The organism is Glaciimonas sp. OK215 (assembly GCF_057787885.1).
Map to the genome: position 1 here is coordinate 3,231,654 of NZ_CM173544.1, position 19,277 is coordinate 3,250,930.

Genomic DNA, 19,277 nt, shown 5'->3' on the forward strand with positions numbered 1-19,277 from the left:
GCTTGTAAATAGAGGGTTGAGGTCGGTCAGCCGATCACTGACTTGTATTCGAGAAACGCTTCGACGCCAATGCGGCCCCACTCGCGGCCGACACCGGACAGTTTGAAGCCGCCGTGCGTGCCCCGCTTGTTGAGCGGCGCGCCATTGATGCGGACGCGGCCCACGCGCAGCTTCGCCGCGATGGCGCGCGCCCGGTTAGCGTCGCCGCACCAGATTCCGGCCGCGAGGCCATACACCGAATCGTTGGCGATGCGGATGGCGTCCGCCTCCTTGTCGAAGGGGATGATCACCACGACCGGGCCGAAGATTTCCTCGCGCGCGATGCGGCTGGAGTTGTCGCCGGAGAAGATCGTCGGCAGCACGTAGTAACCGCAGGCGAGCCTTTCAGGTGCTTCGCCCCCCGGCGAGCATGCGAACGCTTTCCTCAAGCCCGGAGCGCACCGAGCCGGTCAGCGACACCATATCCACCATTGGGTGCGACGCGATCGCCTCGCCCACTTCCGGCCCGGTACCGCAGACCAGGTTGAAGACGCCAGCCGGCAGCTCGGCGTCGGCGCACATCTCCGCGAACATGAAGGCTGTGAGCGGTGCGACCTCGGAGGGCTTCAGCACGACCGTGCATCCGGCTGCGATCGCCGCTCCGGCCTTGGAAATGACGGACCGCAGCGGGGCATTCCACGCGGTGATGGCGCCGACAACACCCGAGGGCTCGCGGCGCACCTTCGTGTTGCCGAACTGCTCGAACCAGCGGAGCACACCCAGGTCGCGCAGCTGGCTGGGCACGCCAAGTGCAGCGAAGATTGTCCTCACCGTTTGAATGGTCATCAGCACCTGCGACTCGCTGTCCGAGCGCGGCAAGCGCCACGGCAACCTTGGCGAAACCCGCCCGCCCCGCTTCGGCGTTGAAGCGCCGCACGTCCGGCAGCACGATGGCGTTGACCATGTCCTTCTCCTTCTCGTAGCATGCGCCGATCGCGTGCCTTCATCAGGACTTTATTTCCCCGGCGCGAGTCGGCAGCGCGATGACGGCGGTGCCGGGCATCACGTTCTGCTCGCGCTGGTTGTGCGCCCAGGTGGTCAGGCGCACCACGTGCTGGCCGTCGGCATCGATTTCCTTGGCCTCCACGCGCCCCCCTAGCCGGACCACGTCGGACAGGTACACGTGCGCGCGGTACTGGCCGGTGAGCGACTTCAGGGAGCCGGCGTCGCCCATCCAGTTGGTGAGCGAATGAATCTGCCAGCAGGTGCGCTGGATGCCCACGTCGTAGGCGATCTGCGCACCCTGAAGCTTGGCCGCGTAATCGTTGTAGTGCACCGAGTACACGGGCTCCAGCGCATGGGTTTTGGGGTCGCGGAACGCCCATTTCGGATGCTTGTGGTAGCGCTTGAGCGCCACCGAGTGCGCGGAGATGCGCGGGATCGGCGCCGCCCCGGCCGCAATGAAGGCGATGAAGTCCGACAACCCGATCGGACCCTTGGTGATAACGTCGATCTCGTCGCCCACCTGGACATCTTCCCAGTAGCGGGGCGTCGCGCCGCGCGGCTTCTCGGCCAGGATCTGTTCCTCGATGGCGGCGAGCTCCTCGTCCTTCCACGGATGGGGCAGTTCGATGGTGCGGGTGGCGGCGCGCTTCTGCATTTCGGTGCGCTCGAAGCGCATGCGCGAGCAGATGAAGGTGGCCACCAGCTCGCTGTCCTGGTTGCGGTACTCCTGGCGCAGGTAGTCCTTGATGCGCCGGCCGCCGAAGTTGCTGTCGGCGATGGGGCCGTCGAAGCCGTCGAAGACCACCTTGGCGTCAATCTTGTCGCCCACGCGGATGGGCTGGTTGAAGCTCATCTTGGTCTCGCAGTGGAAACCACCCAGTCCGGGCCAGCCCACCTGCACCGAGCCCAGGCAGGCAAAGATGAAGCTGGGCGGCGCAATCTGCGTGCCGAACGCCGACTTCGCGCCGTAGGCCCCATCCATCCACAGTGGGTTGTCATCGCCGATGCCTTCGCAGAAGCGCAGGATCGCCAGGCGCGTGGCGTATTCGTTGTTGAGGCAGGATTCCGTGCGCAGCTCGGTGCCGATGAGATCGCGCATGTTCGCGAGCATCTCGTCGGTGAACTTGCCCAGTGCGAGCTCCTTGGTGATCCCTGAGGAATCGGTGGTCGTTTCGCTCATAACTGAGAACTCGTGGTCATTTATGCGATAAATAAACTGTAAGTCGATGGACTCCCAATGTCCATGCGTGTTTCTCGCAGCCCGTCTGCGGGAATCTAGGTGTTAAGTTGCAATAGGTTGTTGCCGCCGAGACGGGAAGCTGGAGGCTTGTAGCCCAAGGCAGAGTGGGGCCTGCGGGCGTTGTAGTAGGCCGGGAACGCAGGCAACCAGTCGGTGCGCTCGGCGCTGGGCCCCGAGAGAAATCTCGTCTGCAAAGCGGGTGAAAGTCGCCGCGAAATCTTCGTTCGTTGAAGTAACCGGTGTGCGAGTAACTGCGAGGCAGTGTAGGAAGCACCTCCGCAACCCGCCCATGACTATTTTCGGGAGCCGTGTCCATGTTTTTCGAACGCCCGTAGCGTCAGATGGTAGCGTCAGATGGTAGCATCAGGGTTCGAGAGCCTCAGAACGGCCAAAACGGCAGGAGACAACTATGCCAATCGATCTAGTTCCGTTGCGAACCTTTGTTGCAGTGGCGGAAGAGCAGCACCTCACACGCGCGGCCGATCGGCTCCACATGAGCCTGTCGGCGGCAAGCGGCCATGTACGCGCAGTCGAAGAGACTCTCGACGTCCAGCTATTCGTGCGTGCCAACCGCAGCCTTCAACTGACCCGCGCCGGTGAGCTACTGTTACGCGAGGCAGAGACACTGCTCAACCAAGCGGCGCTATTCACGTCATTCGCCCGCGAGCTTCGCGGGAAGATGGAGGGCAACCTCGTTTTGGGCTGTAACACCGAGCCAGGCACCCGCATTGGCGAGGTGATCAAAGCGCTTCGCGACAAGCACCCCCTCGTCAGCGTGGACTTGCACGCCCGGCCTTCATCAGGAACGCGCCAAGGCCTCAAGAGCGGTGAGCTCGATATTGGCGTCTTGTTGGGTCGCCCCATTGATGCGGGGTTCACCTACTATGAACTGATGACAGTGCCGTTCCGGGTGGCGGGACCTGCGGCCTGGAAGGCACAGATCGAAAGCGCGGACTGGGCCGCACTGGCAAGCCTGCCCTGGATAACGCCGATGGGAAACTCGGCTTATGCGGCTATGTTGGCGGGTCTGTTCGAGGAGAAAGGCCTTAAGCTCAACACAGTTGTTCGGTTCGATAATGCAGCGCATGCGCGCGCCATGCTGCAAACGGGCATCGGGATGATGCTTATGCGGGACGATCAAGCGGTTCACGGGGAGCGAGACGGCTACCTCGCGCTGTCCCCGATCACGCGAGCCGAATTCTCCCTGTCGATCGCGCATTTGTCCCGCCGGAAGGATGACCCTTTGATCTGCGCGTTTATCGAGGCGGCGAGAGTTGCGTGGCCTGAGATGAAACTGAGCGCGAGTCACGTGCACCCTTAACGGCCCGCGTCCAGCCCGACAGAACTGGCGCAATCATCGACCTTGGTGGAAAAGACCACTGGACATCAGACGAACCGTCGTCGACGAAGCGCTGAAAGGCCCCGCCGGATATCACTTCGGCGCCGCAAGGTGGTCATGGAATACCCATAATTTGATACATCTTGAGCTTCATGGCATCTGACGAATTCTGTTCATCTGCTTTTGAGCGCAGTTCCTAAAAATTTTCCGTCGGCAAATTGTGAACCACTGACAGAGCCCCTGCACGCCCCCCAAATGGCGCCAAAAGTGCACACTCGGACGGTGCGGGGAATTCCGAACCCTTCCGCGTCGGCGATGAACTGCTCGCAGAGCGGATGGTTCCAGCCTATATCGCTGATACCTACCGGACCATCGAAACCGCGATAACGCGTGTCACCAGGAACGAGTCGCCTCTAGTTGCGTTGGAAGTACGGAAGCACCTCTTCATAGCTCCATCGCGGGTTGCCAGCTTCGACCCAGCCGTCGTAGTCCTCGCACTGGTCGCGGGTATAGGCGAGTCCGTTAATCGAGGACGAGCCGCCCAATACTCGCCCCGGTGGTAACGGAATGCGCGGCCCGTTGGTTCATGACATGGGCTCAGTGGAAAACTGCCATGCGTACTTCGCATTGAAGATCACCCGGATGAAACCCGCCGGTATGTGCAAGTAGGGATGCAGATCAGGTGGGCCCGCCTCCAGAAGGCAGGCCGTGACCTGAGTGTCTTCGCTCAGCCGATTAGCTAAGATCACGCCGGCCGCGCCGCCACCCGCCAAGTCGGGCCACGCGGCTGTGGCTTGACGGCGCGCTATGGAATCGTCCGTGGGATTGAGGTTCTCACCCGCGACTCGATCGCATCTTGGACAATTTCTTCGGCATCGTCCTTCAGTACGAATCCGTCCTTCACGTTTCTCGCCGTCACCTCACGCACTGCGCGAACTTAGTCATCGTGAGTGACATACAGTGAAGCAATCTTGGCATCGCCGAAGGCCTCATGCGACCCGTAGAGACTGCAGAACGACTCCCCATAGTTCGCGCCAGTGTTGGTGGCGATTGGCGCGTCGACAGCCGCTAGACGCACGTCGCCAAACGCGTGTCCGTTCACATCTCGCGGGATCGTCGCCGTATTCCCTGTGACGGTCATCTCGATCGACTGTACGATCGACGGATGCTTGTCGCTACTGATCCAATTGACAAGATAGTCGAATCCAGCATTCAGAACGTACTTGTTGTCTACGTGACTTAGCGCAGGCCGGTTGCACGCGAAGGCGAGGGGCCGCAAGCCGTTCCGAGACGCCAGCTGCTGCCTGGACATGGTGAACCAGTAGTCCACGTGCGAAGCGCCAGCAATCTCCCATGCGCGGAAAACGGCCTAATCTGGCTGGTGTGGGACCAGGTTCAGAAACACCTCGTGCTCCTTATTGATGCGTAGCACCTTGGTTCGCAAGTCAGTGCGAAGCGTACCGTCGCGGCCCACGACTAGCATGAAGCCGTCGTAGACCTTGTGCAGAGGATGGATCGAGCTGTAGTACGAGGCGAGCAGTCTCGCCGACTGTGAGTAGCCGACGCCCAGCGCGTCCAGCCTGCGAAAAGATGTCATTTGCCAGTGAGTCGTCGGTGATCGTGCCGCCGGCGGTCACGTGCAGCGCCCCATATCGCTTGGGACGCCATGCGGTAAGGCCATAAGGTTCTTGATTCATGCCCATTCGCTGCACCGACACACCAACCCAAGCGTAGCCCTCGTGAATCAAGTGCCCGCGCGAAACTTCTCAGATTGCGTCAAGGTTGTAGCCAGCGGTCACATTGAGCCATTCCACGACAACGACGCTGTTGAACTTGGCGGCATCGAGGGGTCGTCTAACGATTATCCGTGTCTTGTAGGAATGTCCGGCAGACAAGACAACTGCGTCTGAAGACAGCGAAGGAGCCTGGTACCGCGAAGGACGGAAATAAGCTTCATGCATGTCTCCTATTTACTTGTTAGTTCGTTTGGGGGGGGACGGCAGCGTCCGCGCCGTCAACTCAGGATGCTCAGGAGCTCGGAAACGTCCGGCACCGATTCCAACTTTCGCACGGTGGCGGTGAGGCGGTCTGCTGCATCGATACGCAACGGCTTGACGGCGAACGTCGCGCAATCGGCGGCTTTGGCTGCGACCTCCGCGTCGGTCATCATGTTCTTCGGGTGGCCTTTTGGGTGGTCCACCCTCGCCTCGACGGTCTGGCCGTCGCGGAACCGCACGGTCACCGCGGCTGGCGTCACGGAGCGACTCCAGTCGCGTTCGATCTCCGCGTGCACATAAGGCTGCACCCGTGAGGCAAGATCGAGGATCTCCGTGCGCGTCAGGCCTTCGTCGGAGAAGTGGCCCATGCCCGGCGCACCGTCGATCCATGCGGCGGCCACGGTGTAGGGGATGCTGAACTGCGCCTCGACGATCGTGCGCGGTGTCTTGCGCACGGCCTCGGGAATGCAGACCGCCTGGTACGCGGGTGCGGTGACACCGACGCTGATCGACTCGATGTCGCTTGCGGGACGTTGCGTCTTGGCGCGTAACTCCAGCACCGCTTCGATCGCGGCGTGCGTCATGCGGCAGCACGGGTAGGGCTTGTAGCTCAGGTTCAGGAGTTCGAAGCGCTGGCCGAGATCCTTGCGCACGACGTTGGCGTCGGCTCGGCCCTGCATGTACACGCGGAAGAAGCCGTCGACACCTTCGAACACATTCTGCGCGCCGCGAATTCCGCGCTTGGCCAACTGTACCGCGACCACCGCCGCCTGCGCGGCAAGTCCGGGCTGCAGCCGCTTCATCAGCGAAGCGTCGCGCGTGACCTGGTGATTGCCCGCGACCGAACTGTAGACGATGCCGAACGCATTGAGCATCTCCTCTTCGTTCAGCCCGAGGGCGCGTCCAGCGGCCGCCGTCGCACCAAAGTAGCCGAGCAGCGAGGAGTAGATGAAGCCGCTTTCGATGATGTCGACCTTGATGGCCACGCCCAGGCGGCAGGTCACTTCCAGGCCGGCTGCCACGGCAGCGATCAGATCGGCGCCCGACAGCTTGCCGCGCAATTGTCCTGCCGCAATCGCGGCGGGAACCGCCGAAACGCCTGCATGAAGGATGGCGCCGTCATGCGTATCGTCGAAGTCGCGCGCATGGGACATGCCGCCATTAACCCACGCCGCGTGATGGGCAGGGAATTTTCCGCCGAACACGAACATGTCCGCCTGGGGCGCGCCGCCCCATTCCCTGACGAGACCCGAGACTTCGGCGATCGCCTTGGCGGACGATCCCGCCAGCGCGCAAGACAACGTATCGAGGATGTTGACCTTGACGGCCTTGACGACTGCGTCGTCCAGCCGAGAAACGTCGATGTTCGCCGCAAAACGCGCCAGATCGACCACGAGATCCGGCATCGCTGCCGGTTGTACGTTACTTTGGGACACTGACATCATGTTTTCTCCTGTAGATGGTTCATTGTATAAAAACGATTGCTCACTGAAGGCGTCACCACGCCTCATCCATAACCTGTTTCAGCTCGGACATGTCGCGCACGGGGCGCGGATTGCCGCGAAGAAACCAATCACCCATTGCGTTGGCGGCGATCTCGGGTAGTGTGTCGCGCGCTACGCCGACATCGCGCAGCCGTCCATGAACACCGAGCTGGGCGAACAACGACTCCACCGCATCGATCACCGTCGCGACGAGCGCATCGCCCTCGCATCGAGGCAAGCCCAACGATGTTGCCACCTTCTGCAAGCCGGGCGCATTTGCGCCTGCATTGAAGCGCAGCACATGCGGCAGCACGATGGCATTCAAGATTCCGTTGTCGAGGTGGTGGCGCGCGCCGATGGCGTGCCCCAGCACTGTCGTGATCCCGGCGCCGGTGTAGTCCGAGCCCTGGCCGCACAACACTGCGGCGAGCATCAGCTCGGCGCGCAGGCCCGGATCGTCGCCAAGCGCCGGATTGGGCAGATGCTGCACGAGCAGTCGCAACGCATGCATCAGCAGGGCATCCGAGAGCGGATCTCCCGAGCGCGACGTCAACCCTTCGATGCACATCGCGAACGTGTTCAGGCTCGAACTGACGATCAGATCGCGAGGCGACGACTGGATGAGCACCGGATGGATGAAGATTGCATGAGCCCGCGTCTTCGGATCGAAAAGCGCGAGGCGCTCCCCGGTAGTGGGATCGAAGACCGCGGCACCGGCCTTGACCATGGCCGTCGTCGGCGTCGTCGGCACGATCAATTGCGGAAGCTTCGGCGCCATCAGCTTTGGACTGTGAAGCTTGCCGCTTGCGTCGCGCGACGTGCATAGGCTCCGAGCATCGCCGTTCTCGGCGGCCAGGATGCTCGCCGCACGGGCGGTCACGATGGACGAACCACCGCCCAAGGCCACCACGGCGTCGCCTTGAAGGCGCTTCAGCTCTTGCGCGCCGGCCTCCACGGAAGCCAGCGGACTGTGCGCGACAACCCCCGTGAACACGCCGGCACACCGGTCGCCCATCCCTGACCATACCGCCTCGAGCAGCGGGCCCTCAGCCCATCGGCCGCAGAAGACCACCGCGCGGCGGCTGTTCAGTCGGTCGAGTTCACGGCCGAGAAACTCCAGGCTGTCGGAACCGCTGAAGAGACGCAACGGCGGCGTGATGTGTTGGAACGAAGCCATGTCCATGCTTCCTGCGCCGCTCATGCTCCGCTCCTGGCACGTTCCAGCAGGCACTCCGCACGTGCTTGCGCACTCAGGGTGGCTTTGTCGACCTTGCCGGTTTGGTTGGTCGGCAGCGGCTCCTTCTGGATTCGCCAACGGCTGGGCACCGCGAAGGATGCCACCTTCGCGCGCAACTGCTCTTCCAATTGCTGCTCAGTGAGTTCGCCCTCGGCGACGACGATCGCCATCACCTCTTCGCCGAGATCGGGGTGCGGAATACCGAACACCACCGCTTCTGCAACGCCAGGAATCGCCACCAGCGCGCGTTCGATCGCAACCGGCGCAATGTTCTCGCCGCCGCGGATGATCATGTCTTTGCAGCGTCCGGTGATCCAGAGGTTGCCCTTGTCGTCGAGCCGCCCCAGGTCGCCGGTGTGGAGCCACCCTTCCTTGTCGATCAGCGATTCCTCCATCCCGAAGTAACCCGACATCTGCGTGGGAGCGCGCAGCAGGACCTCGCCGTCGGGCAAGCCGGGATGGGTCTGGAACCGCACTTCGACGCAAGGCATCGGTTTGCCCGTCGAGCCCAGTTTCTCAATGTCCTCCGAACCGCCCGACGCGGTCGCCTGGCCTCCGTTTTCCGTGAGCCCATAGCCCGTCGGAATCCTCGGGCTGACGCTGGGCAATTCCGTGCGCATGCGCTGCATCAGTTCCACGTGCACCGGTGCTCCGCCGATGCTGATGGACTTCAAGCTGCTCAAGTCCCTGCGCGACACGTCCGGATGATCGAGCAGCCGCGACACCATGGTCGGTACCGCATTCCATCGCTTGACCTTGTTACGCTCGATCGACTCGAGCACCTCGGCGGGGTCGTACCTGCCGCGCGACAGGACCAGCGTGTCGCCGACGACGACGGCCCGCAGCAAGGTCTGCATCCCCCCCACGTGGAACAGGGGACCCGTGATCAGGGTGACGTCATGAGCCGCTTCGTCGACCTGGTGCGGAAGCTTGCGCGTGACGTGCAGCGTCATGTGCAGGCGAGCCAGCACGGCCCGATGCGACAGCACGACCGCTTTCGGTTGGCCCGACGTGCCCGAGGTGAAGATGATGAGGGCGGTCTCTCCCTCGTCTCGTGATCCTTCCGTCCCGGCAGAGGCATCGCTGTCCTGCCGGCGCACGGTGTCGATGCCCCAGGGACCGACGCGCCACTCCGCAGGCACTTTGGCGGCCGTACGCTCGTCGGCGAGAGTGAGGGCCGGTTTCAACGCTGCCAGGCCGTTCGCGACTTCAACTTCGCTCCACCAGGCGTTGGCGAGCACGGGTACGGCGCCGGCGCGCAGGCAGGCCCAGAAATTCACCGCCCATTCCGGGCTGTTCCAGCCCAAAAGGAAGACGCGCTCGCCCCGCTGCACGCCCAGGTCAGCGAGTTCGCGGGCCTTGTTGGCCACGGCCCGATGCAGGTCCTCGAAGGTGACCACGCGCTCGCCCTGCACGATGTGCGGCCGTGTTCCCCAACGGGCGGCGAACGCGAGCACTTCTTCGACCCGGCGCGGCCGCTCCGTATACATCCGGAACGGCACGCCGCCAATTTCTTCCACTGCGATCTCATCGCCCCATATTGCCGTTGCCGTTGCTGATGACATGCATGCTCCTATCGGTTAGTAGTGGAATGCCGGCGTTCCGGCTCCTTCCACATCGAGGCGTTGGCTAAACTCGAACATCGAGCGAGCCAACAGCCATTTAGGTTCTCAAGAGAACGAACCACTACTTTAGACGATCCCTTCCTTCTTCATGGCCGCGAGGTCGGCGGAGGTGATCCCCTGGGAGGCGTAGAACGCCTCGTTGTCACAGCCCATCGCGCGGCCTGGGTGGCGGATCTTGTGATCACGGCCGGGGAATCTCGGCACGATCCCCTGCATCGTGACCTCGCCAAGCTCGGCGTCGGGCAGCGTCACGAGTTGGTCGCGCGCCTTGTAGTGCGGGTCGTTCATGATCTCGGCCGCACTATATACCGGAGCGTGGACTGCATCGGCGGCTGTCAGAGCCGTCGTCACCTGCTCGTAGTCGTGTGCGGCGCCCCAGATGGCCATGTGCTCGTTGCAGCGCATCAGGAACTTCGAGATCGACCCCATGTCCTCGCCGTGCAGAAGGCCTGTATCCAGGATATCGACCAACTCTTGCGCGCCGGCACCGACCAGGATATTGCGGATCGTGGGGCCGACGGCGCTGACGACGAACCATTTGTCGTCGCGCGTTCGGTAGACGTTGCGCAGCGCGCCGTGGTCACCCAGATAGTTACCAGGCCGCGTCTGTACGACGCCGGTCTGCTGATAAGTAGGGATCTGCGTCGGGACGATGCGGAAGAGCCCTTCCATAAGCGCGACGTCCACCACTTCCACGCCCTTGACGGCGCAGTTGTTGCCGTAGAGGCTCGCCAGGGTGCCAATCACGGCCCACAGCGAAGCCACCCCGTCGGCCAGGGTGGACGAGGGAAACGTCGGCGGTCCGTCAGGGTAGCCGTTCATGTACGCAAAGCCGCTCATCGCTTCGGCCACCGTGCCGTAACCGGGCCGAGGGCTGTAGGGGCCCGTCTGCCCGAAACCGCTGATGCGCACCATGGTCAGGTCGAGCCCTGCCTTCTCCAGGTCCGCCGGGCCCAGTCCCCACTTCTCCAGCGTGCCTGGGCGGAAGTTCTCGACCAGCACGTCATAGTCCTTGGCGATCTGCAGCAGGATCTCGCGACCACGGGGCGTGGAAAGGTTCAGCGTAATGTGCTTCTTGCCACGTTCCACCACCTTCCACCACATTGAGTGCGCGCCCTTCTTCGGCAGCATGGTGCGGATCGGGCTGCCTTTTGGGTGCTCGACCTGCAGCACGTCGGCGCCAAGGTCGGCCAGGATCGCGCAGCAGTTGGCGGCGGCGTACTGGTGCGATATGTCCAGCACGCGCAGGCCGGAAAGGATGGGCTTGCGTGATTTCTCATTGCTCATGTCGATTTACTCCTTTGATGTACCGTTTTACTTGCCGTTCATTGACTGTTTTTACTGTTCAACTACGCTGGCCGCTTCCAGACGCCCGTGTACCCGAGGGATGATGAGCGGCTACGCCAGAGCCGTCTCTATTCCATGTGGATGTTCGCTGCCTTCACGATGGGGGCGAGAGTGGCTGTCTCCTTTCTGAGCATCTCGGCGAACTGCTCGGGCGTGGAAATCAGCGGAATGAGGCCGCGCGTCTCGAAGGATTCCTTCGTGCCCGGCGCGCGCAGAATCTTTATCATTTCGGTATTGAGCTTGTCGATGATGGACCTGGGGGTACCGGCTGGGGCGAACAGGCCGAGCCAGCCCCGTTCCTGGTATTGGGGCAAGCCCGATTCGGCGAAGGTCGGCACATCCGGCAGCGAGTGCCAACGCTGCTCCGAAGTGATCGCGAGCGCCTTCAAATTGCCTGCCTTGACCTGGCCTTCGGAGGAATTCACCGAGTTAAAGTTAGCCTGGATCCGGCCGCCCAACAGCTCGGTCATGGCCGGCCCGCCGCCCTTATACGGGATGTGCAGCATGTTCAACCCGGTCATCGCCCTGAACACCTCTCCAGCGATGTGGGAGCCTGCGCCCACACCGGACGAGCCGAAATTCAGTTGGCCGGGCCGGGCCTTGACGTACGCGATGAACTCTTGTAACGAGTTCACCGGCAGGGACGGATTGACGAGCAACACGTACGGCGTATAAGCGAAGCTGCCTACCGGAATGAAGTCCTTGGTCGTGTCGTATGGCAGCTTGGTGGCGATCAAGGGCAAGACAACGTGTGCGTTCGATGCAAATAGCAAGGTATAACCGTCGGGCGGCGCCTTGGCGACGACCGCCGTGCCAATAACCGTGTTGGCCCCGCCGCGGTTATCGACCGTCACCGGCTGGCCCCACGCTTTCCTCAGCTTCTCGGCGAGGATGCGCGCGCCATTGTCAATGGCTCCGCCCGGAGCGACCGGAACGACGATCCGGATCGGCCTGCTCGGATACTGCTGTGCACCAGCCAACCCCGCGATACACGCGAGCACGCCAGCGGCCAATGTCCGAAGTACGATGCGACGTTGATGCATGATATCTCCTATAACGTTTAACGAAACGAGCACGTCTTTAAACCGGCCCCAGAACAGTTGGCCCTCGCGATGTCACCGCGGGGCTGCGACTTAACAATGCGAGATGACTCGGCAGCCTCAGACGCCGATGCAGCGAACTTCTACAGTTCATTGCCCGAAGGAAGCGGTGGCGGGTGCTTTGGATGAACGCTCTTGGTGAGCGCGCTCCAAGCACACATCGGCATACAACGCGAACGCGCGGGCCGTCATTGAACTGAGTTTCCAGCACCAGGTTCGTCAAGGGCGCCGAAGCGTTGTGCGCGATCCGGCCGCCAACGCGTTCTCCCTGAAGCGCAAATTGCGCCCTCGCGCCATGCACCGCATTGCAGATCCCGAACTTATGCATCAGGCGATGTAGGCGACCGCGGACGGAAATGCTGCGGCCATATCATCCTGACCACCTCGCTGCTCCGTCCGTAGGCGTAGCAGGTGTCCAGCTTGCGCGGCACGCCGTTCGCATCAACGGCTCCTAGTAGCTTGACATTCACGCCGCGGATCCCCTGCAATGCCGTGGTTGCCAACGGAATCAGCATTTCCATCAGATGCGTACAGCTGGCGGAGCCGCGCAGGCGCTCCTTCACCTTGACCGACCAGCCGGAAGCGATACGCTCGCCCACCATCACGGACAATGTCGATTCGGCCTCCTTGCAGACGCTGTATGGCGTCTCGTCCGACGCCGCCTCGACGCTGCGCACCACGAACTGGTCGTCGACCGTCAGCCGAACCCACATGTCGTGTCGCGGATATCCCGCCGGCACCGGTTCGGGCAAACCAAAACAGGGGGAGGCAAAAGGCTTCCGGTCTACCAAGTGTGCTTCGACGTCGTACAGGCCGTCGTCTCGCGCGAACGCCTTCATGTCGATGACGCGGTGGTGGATCTCGCGGCGGCTGCCGGCAGTGGATAGGGGCATTCGGGTCTCCAAAAAAATTGAACAGAATCCAGGCTACGCTGGCCGCTTCCAGCCTTCGTTGACCTTGGTCGGGTGACGATAAATATGCGCACGCGGGGCCAACGGGTAATCGACGTCCGGTATCTGGGCGCGCACGGCTTGCCACTGCTTGATCAGCGCGTCTTCACGCGCGTAGTCGAACGGGTCGCCCAACTGCTCCTCCAGCTCGCCGGAGGACTCCGCGCGATTGGCGAGCAGCCATTCGACTGATTGCTGCAGTGCGCTGTGGGGATCCACAACGTCGGCGTAACCGAGCTCGCGCCGAATCTTGCCGGTGTCGCGGAACTGGCTGCCGCGCACGCGCCGCCACAGTACCTGGGAGGGCACCGCCAGCTCCCACGGCATGTCGACGAACTCGAATTCGTGGCCCATGATGCCGGCGATCGCCTCGATGCGCTGGCGCATGGTGTAGAGCGGATCGTCGGCTACGAGGTACTTTTGTCCCGCCGAGTTGTCCGGCTGGTCGATCGCGAGCAGCACGGCGTGGGCGGCGTTTTCGGCGAAGGCCCGCGCCTCGAGCTTGATGCCGCCGTCGGCGATGATGAAGTGCCGCCGCTTGTCCAGCACGCGGCGCACGATGCTCCAGTCGTGAGCGCCGGGCTGGCGTGGGCCGTACAGGATGGGATAGCCGATCTGGGTCGCGTTGAAGTGTCCCTCGCGATGCGCGCGGAACAACGCTTCCTCCGCCTGTGCCATCTGATAACCCAGCTTGTTGCGTTCCGGGGTTTCTTCCTGCAGGCCCCTGACCTCGTCCAGGTTGGCGGCCGGCCCGAGCGGGCCCCAGCGCGGATCGTCGCGTGCAGCCAGCGGGCCGCCGCCCATCGCCACCACCCGGCCCGTGCGCCCTTTCAACACCTCCACGGCCAGCTTCAGCCGTCCGTAGCTGGCCACCACCAGGTCCCAGCGGCGATCGCCCAGCGCCGCCTCGAAGGTTTCGCGGAAATGCACGTCGGCGTGGATGTGCTCGATTTCCGTCTTGAACTCGACCTCGTGCAAGCCGCTGTGCAGGATGGTGACAGCGTAGCCGCGATCGATCAGACCGTTCACGACGTAAGGACCGGTCGGGCCCGTTCCTCCGATGACCAATGCAGTTTTCATATGTGTCGCCTCAGATCTTGGCCGGACGTTCGGCCGCGCCGCGAGTCGGCAGCGCGATGACGGCGGTGCCGGGCATCACGTTCTGCTCGCGCTGGTTGTGCGCCCAGGTGGTCAGGCGCACCACGTGCTGGCCGTCGGCATCGATTTCCTTGGCCTCCACGCGCCCCCCTAGCCGGACCACGTCGGACAGGTACACGTGCGCGCGGTACTGGCCGGTGAGCGACTTCAGGGAGCCGGCGTCGCCCATCCAGTTGGTGAGCGAATGAATCTGCCAGCAGGTGCGCTGGATGCCCACGTCGTAGGCGATCTGCGCACCCTGAAGCTTGGCCGCGTAATCGTTGTAGTGCACCGAGTACACGGGCTCCAGCGCATGGGTTTTGGGGTCGCGGAACGCCCATTTCGGATGCTTGTGGTAGCGCTTGAGCGCCACCGAGTGCGCGGAGATGCGCGGGATCGGCGCCGCCCCGGCCGCAATGAAGGCGATGAAGTCCGACAACCCGATCGGACCCTTGGTGATAACGTCGATCTCGTCGCCCACCTGGACATCTTCCCAGTAGCGGGGCGTCGCGCCGCGCGGCTTCTCGGCCAGGATCTGTTCCTCGATGGCGGCGAGCTCCTCGTCCTTCCACGGATGGGGCAGTTCGATGGTGCGGGTGGCGGCGCGCTTCTGCATTTCGGTGCGCTCGAAGCGCATGCGCGAGCAGATGAAGGTGGCCACCAGCTCGCTGTCCTGGTTGCGGTACTCCTGGCGCAGGTAGTCCTTGATGCGCCGGCCGCCGAAGTTGCTGTCGGCGATGGGGCCGTCGAAGCCGTCGAAGACCACCTTGGCGTCAATCTTGTCGCCCACGCGGATGGGCTGGTTGAAGCTCATCTTGGTCTCGCAGTGGAAACCACCCAGTCCGGGCCAGCCCACCTGCACCGAGCCCAGGCAGGCAAAGATGAAGCTGGGCGGCGCAATCTGCGTGCCGAACGCCGACTTCGCGCCGTAGGCCCCATCCATCCACAGTGGGTTGTCATCGCCGATGCCTTCGCAGAAGCGCAGGATCGCCAGGCGCGTGGCGTATTCGTTGTTGAGGCAGGATTCCGTGCGCAGCTCGGTGCCGATGAGATCGCGCATGTTCGCGAGCATCTCGTCGGTGAACTTGCCCAGTGCGAGCTCCTTGGTGATCCCTGAGGTTGCGGCAATTTCAGTCATGATTGGTTTCCCTGAGTGAATGGAAAAGCGAGCGTCGTGTGATCGTAGATGCGATGGCGAGGCACTCACGCCTTGCGCTCGCATCTCGCACACCTTGGAGAAGGAAGTCCATTGTTGTCTCCGTTCAATGATGAGTTAACGTTCGTATATACGTACAATAGGTCTTATATGGGAACAACTTGATTTTAGGCGGGGAAATGGCGTATGTCAATGGGTTTGGATGTAATAAGTCAATACGCACATGGAGTTTCACGCGATGAACGACCATCTCAGCAAAATGAAGTGCGGCTAGTTGGCCGACAAGGCCCGCGACATGATCCGCGCCGCTATCTTCGAAGGCTATATCAAGCCGGAAGAGCGGCTAACCATCGAACACATCGCCGCCAAAATGGGAATCAGCCGCACCCTGTGTGCGAGGCGCTCAAGCCTCTGGAATCCGACCGCATCGTCAAGCTGCTACCCAACCGCGGTGCCATCGTGCAGAGCTTCACCCGTCCCGAACTAGCAGACCGCTGCACCGTCCGCGCGACCCTCGAAGGCCTGGCTGGCGAAATAGCCTGCCGCAACGCGGGCAAGCGGCTCGACGCGGTGCTGGCCGCCGATCATTGGCGCGGCACCATCCGTCAGCGAGTCGAAGCCGAGTTCCACGCCCAGATCAATCGAGGCCATCCAGCAGGAAGACGCAGCCGAAGTCCGGCGCCGGCTCGAGGTGCACATCCTCGAATCGCGTGATTTTTTGATTCTGAATTCGACTACTTAGTTGACGTCCATCTCTGTGTTTGCCGACTTCACCACCGGCGCAAGGGTCGCTGTCTCCCTCCTGAGCTGCTCCCGGCGAACTGCTCGGACGTGGAAGCCAATGGCATCCGTCCCTGTGCCTCGAAGGATTTCGGGATGTCCGCCGAGAGCAGAACCTTAGCGACATTTCCCCCTCTGGCACGCGCGCAGATCGTGCAACTGGCTTGCCTGGAACCGATCGCTAAGGGACTGCATATCACCGAACAGGCGAGCCAAGCGGTGGCTGATGGCATCGTACCGCGCCTTTCCGCCCGCACTGTGCGACGCATTTGACATTCTCTGGCGGTGGTCGGGTGGTCGGAGGGTGCTGAAGGTCAGCCCCTCGCGGTTGTGCTTATGTCAATCACGAACGGTCAGTGCACTGCGTTCACTCCATCTGGATATTGGCATCCTTTATGAGCTGACGCCAGCGCACGACCTCGGAACGAATAAGGTTGCGAAAGTCCTCCGGCGTGCCGGGTCGCGGAGTGGCGCCCTCCCGAGCGAGGAGCTCCCTCACATCCGGCAACGCGAGTACCGCTTTCAATTCCTCATTAAGCCGGTTGACCACTGTGACCGGGAGCCGCGCGGGGCCGAGCAATCCCCACCAAACCTCGAGTTGGAACCCGGGCAGGCCCGCTTCGGCCACCGTCGGCAGCTCCGGCGCAAGCGGCGAACGCTGCGCGCCGGTAATAGCCAGAGCGCGCATTTTGCCGCCGTGGATATGCGGGGTCACCGAAGCCAAGCTGGGCATCAGCATCTGCACGTTTCCGCCCATCAGGTCCGTGAACGCAGGGCCCATGCCTTTATACGGTACGTGCAAGAGCTGCACTTTGGCGACCGAGGCAAAAAGTTCGACGCCGATGTGATTCAAGCCACCGACGCCGGCGGAGCCGTAGCTGATGCCCAGCGGCTTCGCACGCGCAAGATCAATGAGCTCGCGCAGCGTCGTCACCTTGAGGCCGTTGGACACGACGACCACGAACGGCCCCGCACCGATCTCACCGATGGGCTGCAGGTCCTTCAAGAGATCGTACGGAAGCTTCTTGCCGCTCGCCGCGTTGGTGGTGATCGAAGATGATCCCAATAGGAGCGTGTAGCCGTCAGGCTGCGACTTGGCCACGGCGTCGGTGCCGATGGTGCCGCCCGCGCCAGGCTTGTTATCAACGATGACTGGCTGGCCGAGCCTCGAGGCGAGCTTGCTCGCCAGCACGCGCGCAATGTTGTCGTTGCTCCCGCCGGGGGCGATTGGCACGATCAACTTGATCGGGCGCTCGGGCCACGCGGCATGCGCGCTGCCTTGCACAGCCAGCAGCACGGCGGCACCGGTGGTGAGAAGGACTCGGCGTGTCACGCCGCTGATGAAGTTCGAGATCGACATGGTGTCTCCGTTGACCGGCCGGAGCCGGCAAGTTAAAAAGCAAAAAGGCTCAACCCTCCGTTGCGAGGTCAGGTCACTATGCGCAGGAGCTCGGAAATATCGGGAAGCGACTCGAGCTTGCCGACCGTGGATATGAGGCGGGGAACCGTGTCCGCGGGCATTGGTTTGGCTGCGTAGGTCGCGCAATCGGCCATCTTCGCCGCGAATTCCGCCTCCGTCATCATGTTTTTCGGATGGCCTTTCGGATAGTCTACTCGCGTCTCAACCGTCTGGCCGTCACGGAACCGGACCATCACCTTGGCTGGCGTCACAAAACGACTCCACTCGCGATCGATCTCCTCATCGACGTAAGGCTTTACTCGCGAGGCCAGAGCGAGAATGTCGGAACGCTGCAGAGCTTCGTCGGTAAAGTGGCTCATGCCCGGCGCGCCGTCGATCCAGGTTACGGCCAGCGCGTAATGAATGCTGAACTGCGCCTCGACGATCGTTTTCGGCGCAACGCGGACGTGCTCGGGGACGCAAATCATCTGGTACCCTGGCCCGGTGATGCCGACGCTGATCGACTCGATGTCGCTTGCGGGGCGTTGCGTCTTGGCGCGTAACTCCAGTAGCGCGTCAATTGAGGAGTGTGCATCACGGTTGCATGGATAGGGCTTGTAGCTCAGGTTCAGGAGTTCGAAGCGCTGGCCGAGATCCTTGCGCACGACGTTGGCGTCGGCTCGGCCCTGCATGTACACGCGGAAGAAGCCGTCGACACCTTCGAACACATTCTGCGCGCCGCGAATTCCGCGCTTGGCCAACTGTACCGCGACCACCGCCGCCTGCGCGGCAAGTCCGGGCTGCAGCCGCTTCATCAGCGAAGCGTCGCGCGTGACCTGGTGATTGCCCGCGACCGAACTGTAGACGATGCCGAACGCATTGAGCATCTCCTCTTCGTTCAGCCCGAGGGCGCGTCCAGCGGCCGCCGTCGCACCAAAGTAGCCGAGCAGCGAGGAGTAGATGAAGCCGCTTTCGATGATGTCGACCTTGATGGCCACGCCCAGGCGGCAGGTCACTTCCAGGCCGGCTGCCACGGCAGCGATCAGATCGGCGCCCGACAGCTTGCCGCGCAATTGTCCTGCCGCAATCGCGGCGGGAACCGCCGAAACGCCTGCATGAAGGATGGCGCCGTCATGCGTATCGTCGAAGTCGCGCGCATGGGATATGCCGCTATTAACCCACGCCGCGTGATGGGCAGGGAATTTTCCACCGAACACGAACATGTCCGCCTGGGGCGCCCCGCCCCATTCCCTGACGAGACCCGAGACTTCGGCGATCGCCTTGGCGGACGATCCCGCCAGTGCACAAGTCAGAATATCGAGGATGTTGACCTTGACGGCCTTGACGACTGCGTCGTCCAGCCGAGAAACGTCGATGTTCGCCGCAAAACGCGCCAGATCGACCACGAGATCCGGCATCGCTGCCGGTTGTACGTTACTTTGGGACACTGACATCATGTTTTCTCCTGTAGATGGTTCATTGTATAAAAACGATTGCTCACT

16 protein-coding genes and 3 pseudogenes are annotated in these 19,277 nt (G+C 62.5%); 2 read left to right on the plus strand and 17 right to left on the minus strand.

Going from position 1 to position 19,277, the window contains the following annotated elements; all coding sequences use genetic code 11:
- Window positions 1-26: 26 nt before the first annotated feature.
- The 4 genes and pseudogenes from AC3CHX_RS14650 to AC3CHX_RS14665 all read right to left on the minus strand — a co-directional run.
- On the minus strand, window positions 27-362 hold the full coding sequence (locus tag AC3CHX_RS14650) for an aldehyde dehydrogenase family protein (protein ID WP_488628799.1): 336 nt from the start codon (window positions 360-362) through the stop codon (window positions 27-29).
- Window positions 363-390: 28 nt separating this feature from the next.
- Window positions 391-825, minus strand: a pseudogene (locus AC3CHX_RS14655) (aldehyde dehydrogenase family protein); the annotation flags it as partial.
- 160 nt (window positions 826-985) lie between these two features.
- Window positions 986-2,164 carry an FAS1-like dehydratase domain-containing protein gene (locus tag AC3CHX_RS14660; protein WP_488628800.1) on the minus strand — a complete coding sequence of 393 codons (1,179 nt, stop codon included), beginning with the start codon at window positions 2,162-2,164 and terminating at the stop codon, window positions 986-988.
- A 95-nt stretch (window positions 2,165-2,259) separates the two neighbouring features.
- Window positions 2,260-2,391, minus strand: a pseudogene (locus AC3CHX_RS14665) (integrase core domain-containing protein); the annotation flags it as partial.
- Window positions 2,392-2,633: 242 nt separating this feature from the next.
- Between AC3CHX_RS14665 and AC3CHX_RS14670 the strand changes: the two are divergent.
- A complete protein-coding gene (locus AC3CHX_RS14670) occupies window positions 2,634-3,545 on the plus strand; it encodes a LysR family transcriptional regulator (protein ID WP_488628801.1) in 912 nt (303 codons plus the stop codon).
- A 431-nt stretch (window positions 3,546-3,976) separates the two neighbouring features.
- Here AC3CHX_RS14670 and AC3CHX_RS14675 read toward each other — a convergent pair whose 3' ends face one another.
- From AC3CHX_RS14675 to AC3CHX_RS14725, 11 genes and pseudogenes are all read right to left on the minus strand, one after another.
- Window positions 3,977-4,132 carry a GMC family oxidoreductase N-terminal domain-containing protein gene (locus AC3CHX_RS14675; RefSeq protein WP_488644829.1) on the minus strand — a complete coding sequence of 52 codons (156 nt, stop codon included), beginning with the start codon at window positions 4,130-4,132 and terminating at the stop codon, window positions 3,977-3,979.
- Window positions 4,133-4,500: 368 nt separating this feature from the next.
- Window positions 4,501-5,524: pseudogene (locus AC3CHX_RS14680) on the minus strand (alpha/beta hydrolase domain-containing protein).
- A gap of 53 nt (window positions 5,525-5,577) precedes the next feature.
- Window positions 5,578-7,005: an MmgE/PrpD family protein gene (locus AC3CHX_RS14685; protein WP_488628802.1), complete on the minus strand. Its 1,428-nt coding sequence runs from the start codon at window positions 7,003-7,005 to the stop codon at window positions 5,578-5,580.
- Window positions 7,006-7,057: 52 nt separating this feature from the next.
- Window positions 7,058-8,245 (minus strand): iron-containing alcohol dehydrogenase family protein, encoded by a 1,188-nt coding sequence (locus AC3CHX_RS14690; RefSeq protein ID WP_488628803.1) that lies wholly within the window; start codon window positions 8,243-8,245, stop codon window positions 7,058-7,060.
- A complete protein-coding gene (locus tag AC3CHX_RS14695) occupies window positions 8,242-9,846 on the minus strand; it encodes a class I adenylate-forming enzyme family protein (RefSeq protein WP_488628804.1) in 1,605 nt (534 codons plus the stop codon). The genes AC3CHX_RS14690 and AC3CHX_RS14695 overlap by 4 nt, the downstream gene beginning before the upstream one ends.
- Before the next feature lie 126 nt (window positions 9,847-9,972).
- Window positions 9,973-11,193, minus strand: a complete 1,221-nt coding sequence (locus tag AC3CHX_RS14700) for a CaiB/BaiF CoA transferase family protein (protein WP_488628805.1) — start codon at window positions 11,191-11,193, stop codon at window positions 9,973-9,975.
- A gap of 128 nt (window positions 11,194-11,321) precedes the next feature.
- Window positions 11,322-12,296, minus strand: a complete 975-nt coding sequence (locus tag AC3CHX_RS14705) for a Bug family tripartite tricarboxylate transporter substrate binding protein (RefSeq protein WP_488628806.1) — start codon at window positions 12,294-12,296, stop codon at window positions 11,322-11,324.
- Between the two features lie 377 nt (window positions 12,297-12,673).
- Window positions 12,674-13,246, minus strand: coding sequence for a DUF2889 domain-containing protein (locus tag AC3CHX_RS14710; protein ID WP_488628807.1), 573 nt, complete (start codon window positions 13,244-13,246; stop codon window positions 12,674-12,676).
- Between the two features lie 33 nt (window positions 13,247-13,279).
- Entirely contained in the window at window positions 13,280-14,383 is a 1,104-nt protein-coding gene (locus tag AC3CHX_RS14715) for a Rossmann-fold NAD(P)-binding domain-containing protein (protein ID WP_488628808.1), read from the minus strand.
- A 10-nt stretch (window positions 14,384-14,393) separates the two neighbouring features.
- On the minus strand, window positions 14,394-15,578 hold the full coding sequence (locus AC3CHX_RS14720) for an FAS1-like dehydratase domain-containing protein (protein WP_488628809.1): 1,185 nt from the start codon (window positions 15,576-15,578) through the stop codon (window positions 14,394-14,396).
- 501 nt (window positions 15,579-16,079) lie between these two features.
- Window positions 16,080-16,295, minus strand: coding sequence for a hypothetical protein (locus AC3CHX_RS14725; RefSeq protein WP_488628810.1), 216 nt, complete (start codon window positions 16,293-16,295; stop codon window positions 16,080-16,082).
- Between the two features lie 177 nt (window positions 16,296-16,472).
- Here AC3CHX_RS14725 and AC3CHX_RS14730 point away from each other — a divergent pair, with 177 nt between their 5' ends.
- The gene (locus tag AC3CHX_RS14730; protein ID WP_488628811.1) at window positions 16,473-16,649 is read left to right on the plus strand and encodes a hypothetical protein; all 177 of its coding nucleotides are present in this window, start codon (window positions 16,473-16,475) and stop codon (window positions 16,647-16,649) included.
- A 94-nt stretch (window positions 16,650-16,743) separates the two neighbouring features.
- Here the strand turns inward: AC3CHX_RS14730 and AC3CHX_RS14735 are convergent, their stop codons facing one another.
- On the minus strand, window positions 16,744-17,736 hold the full coding sequence (locus tag AC3CHX_RS14735) for a Bug family tripartite tricarboxylate transporter substrate binding protein (protein ID WP_488628812.1): 993 nt from the start codon (window positions 17,734-17,736) through the stop codon (window positions 16,744-16,746).
- Window positions 17,737-17,804: 68 nt separating this feature from the next.
- Entirely contained in the window at window positions 17,805-19,232 is a 1,428-nt protein-coding gene (locus AC3CHX_RS14740; protein ID WP_488628813.1) for an MmgE/PrpD family protein, read from the minus strand.
- Between the last annotated feature and the right edge of the window lie 45 nt (window positions 19,233-19,277).

Excerpts from the sequence above, each read along its gene's own strand:
- AC3CHX_RS14660 (WP_488628800.1), bottom strand. The coding sequence starts at position 2,164 with ATGAGCGAAACGACCACCGATTCCTCAGGGATCACCAAGGAGCTCGCA.
- AC3CHX_RS14670 (WP_488628801.1), top strand. The coding sequence starts at position 2,634 with ATGCCAATCGATCTAGTTCCGTTGCGAACCTTTGTTGCAGTGGCGGAA.
- AC3CHX_RS14685 (WP_488628802.1), bottom strand. The coding sequence starts at position 7,005 with ATGATGTCAGTGTCCCAAAGTAACGTACAACCGGCAGCGATGCCGGAT.
- AC3CHX_RS14690 (WP_488628803.1), bottom strand. The coding sequence starts at position 8,245 with ATGAGCGGCGCAGGAAGCATGGACATGGCTTCGTTCCAACACATCACG.
- AC3CHX_RS14695 (WP_488628804.1), bottom strand. The coding sequence starts at position 9,846 with ATGTCATCAGCAACGGCAACGGCAATATGGGGCGATGAGATCGCAGTG.
- AC3CHX_RS14700 (WP_488628805.1), bottom strand. The coding sequence starts at position 11,193 with ATGAGCAATGAGAAATCACGCAAGCCCATCCTTTCCGGCCTGCGCGTG.
- AC3CHX_RS14705 (WP_488628806.1), bottom strand. The coding sequence starts at position 12,296 with ATGCATCAACGTCGCATCGTACTTCGGACATTGGCCGCTGGCGTGCTC.
- AC3CHX_RS14710 (WP_488628807.1), bottom strand. The coding sequence starts at position 13,246 with ATGCCCCTATCCACTGCCGGCAGCCGCCGCGAGATCCACCACCGCGTC.
- AC3CHX_RS14715 (WP_488628808.1), bottom strand. The coding sequence starts at position 14,383 with ATGAAAACTGCATTGGTCATCGGAGGAACGGGCCCGACCGGTCCTTAC.
- AC3CHX_RS14720 (WP_488628809.1), bottom strand. The coding sequence starts at position 15,578 with ATGACTGAAATTGCCGCAACCTCAGGGATCACCAAGGAGCTCGCACTG.
- AC3CHX_RS14725 (WP_488628810.1), bottom strand. The coding sequence starts at position 16,295 with ATGTGCACCTCGAGCCGGCGCCGGACTTCGGCTGCGTCTTCCTGCTGG.
- AC3CHX_RS14730 (WP_488628811.1), top strand. The coding sequence starts at position 16,473 with ATGTCCGCCGAGAGCAGAACCTTAGCGACATTTCCCCCTCTGGCACGC.
- AC3CHX_RS14735 (WP_488628812.1), bottom strand. The coding sequence starts at position 17,736 with ATGTCGATCTCGAACTTCATCAGCGGCGTGACACGCCGAGTCCTTCTC.
- AC3CHX_RS14740 (WP_488628813.1), bottom strand. The coding sequence starts at position 19,232 with ATGATGTCAGTGTCCCAAAGTAACGTACAACCGGCAGCGATGCCGGAT.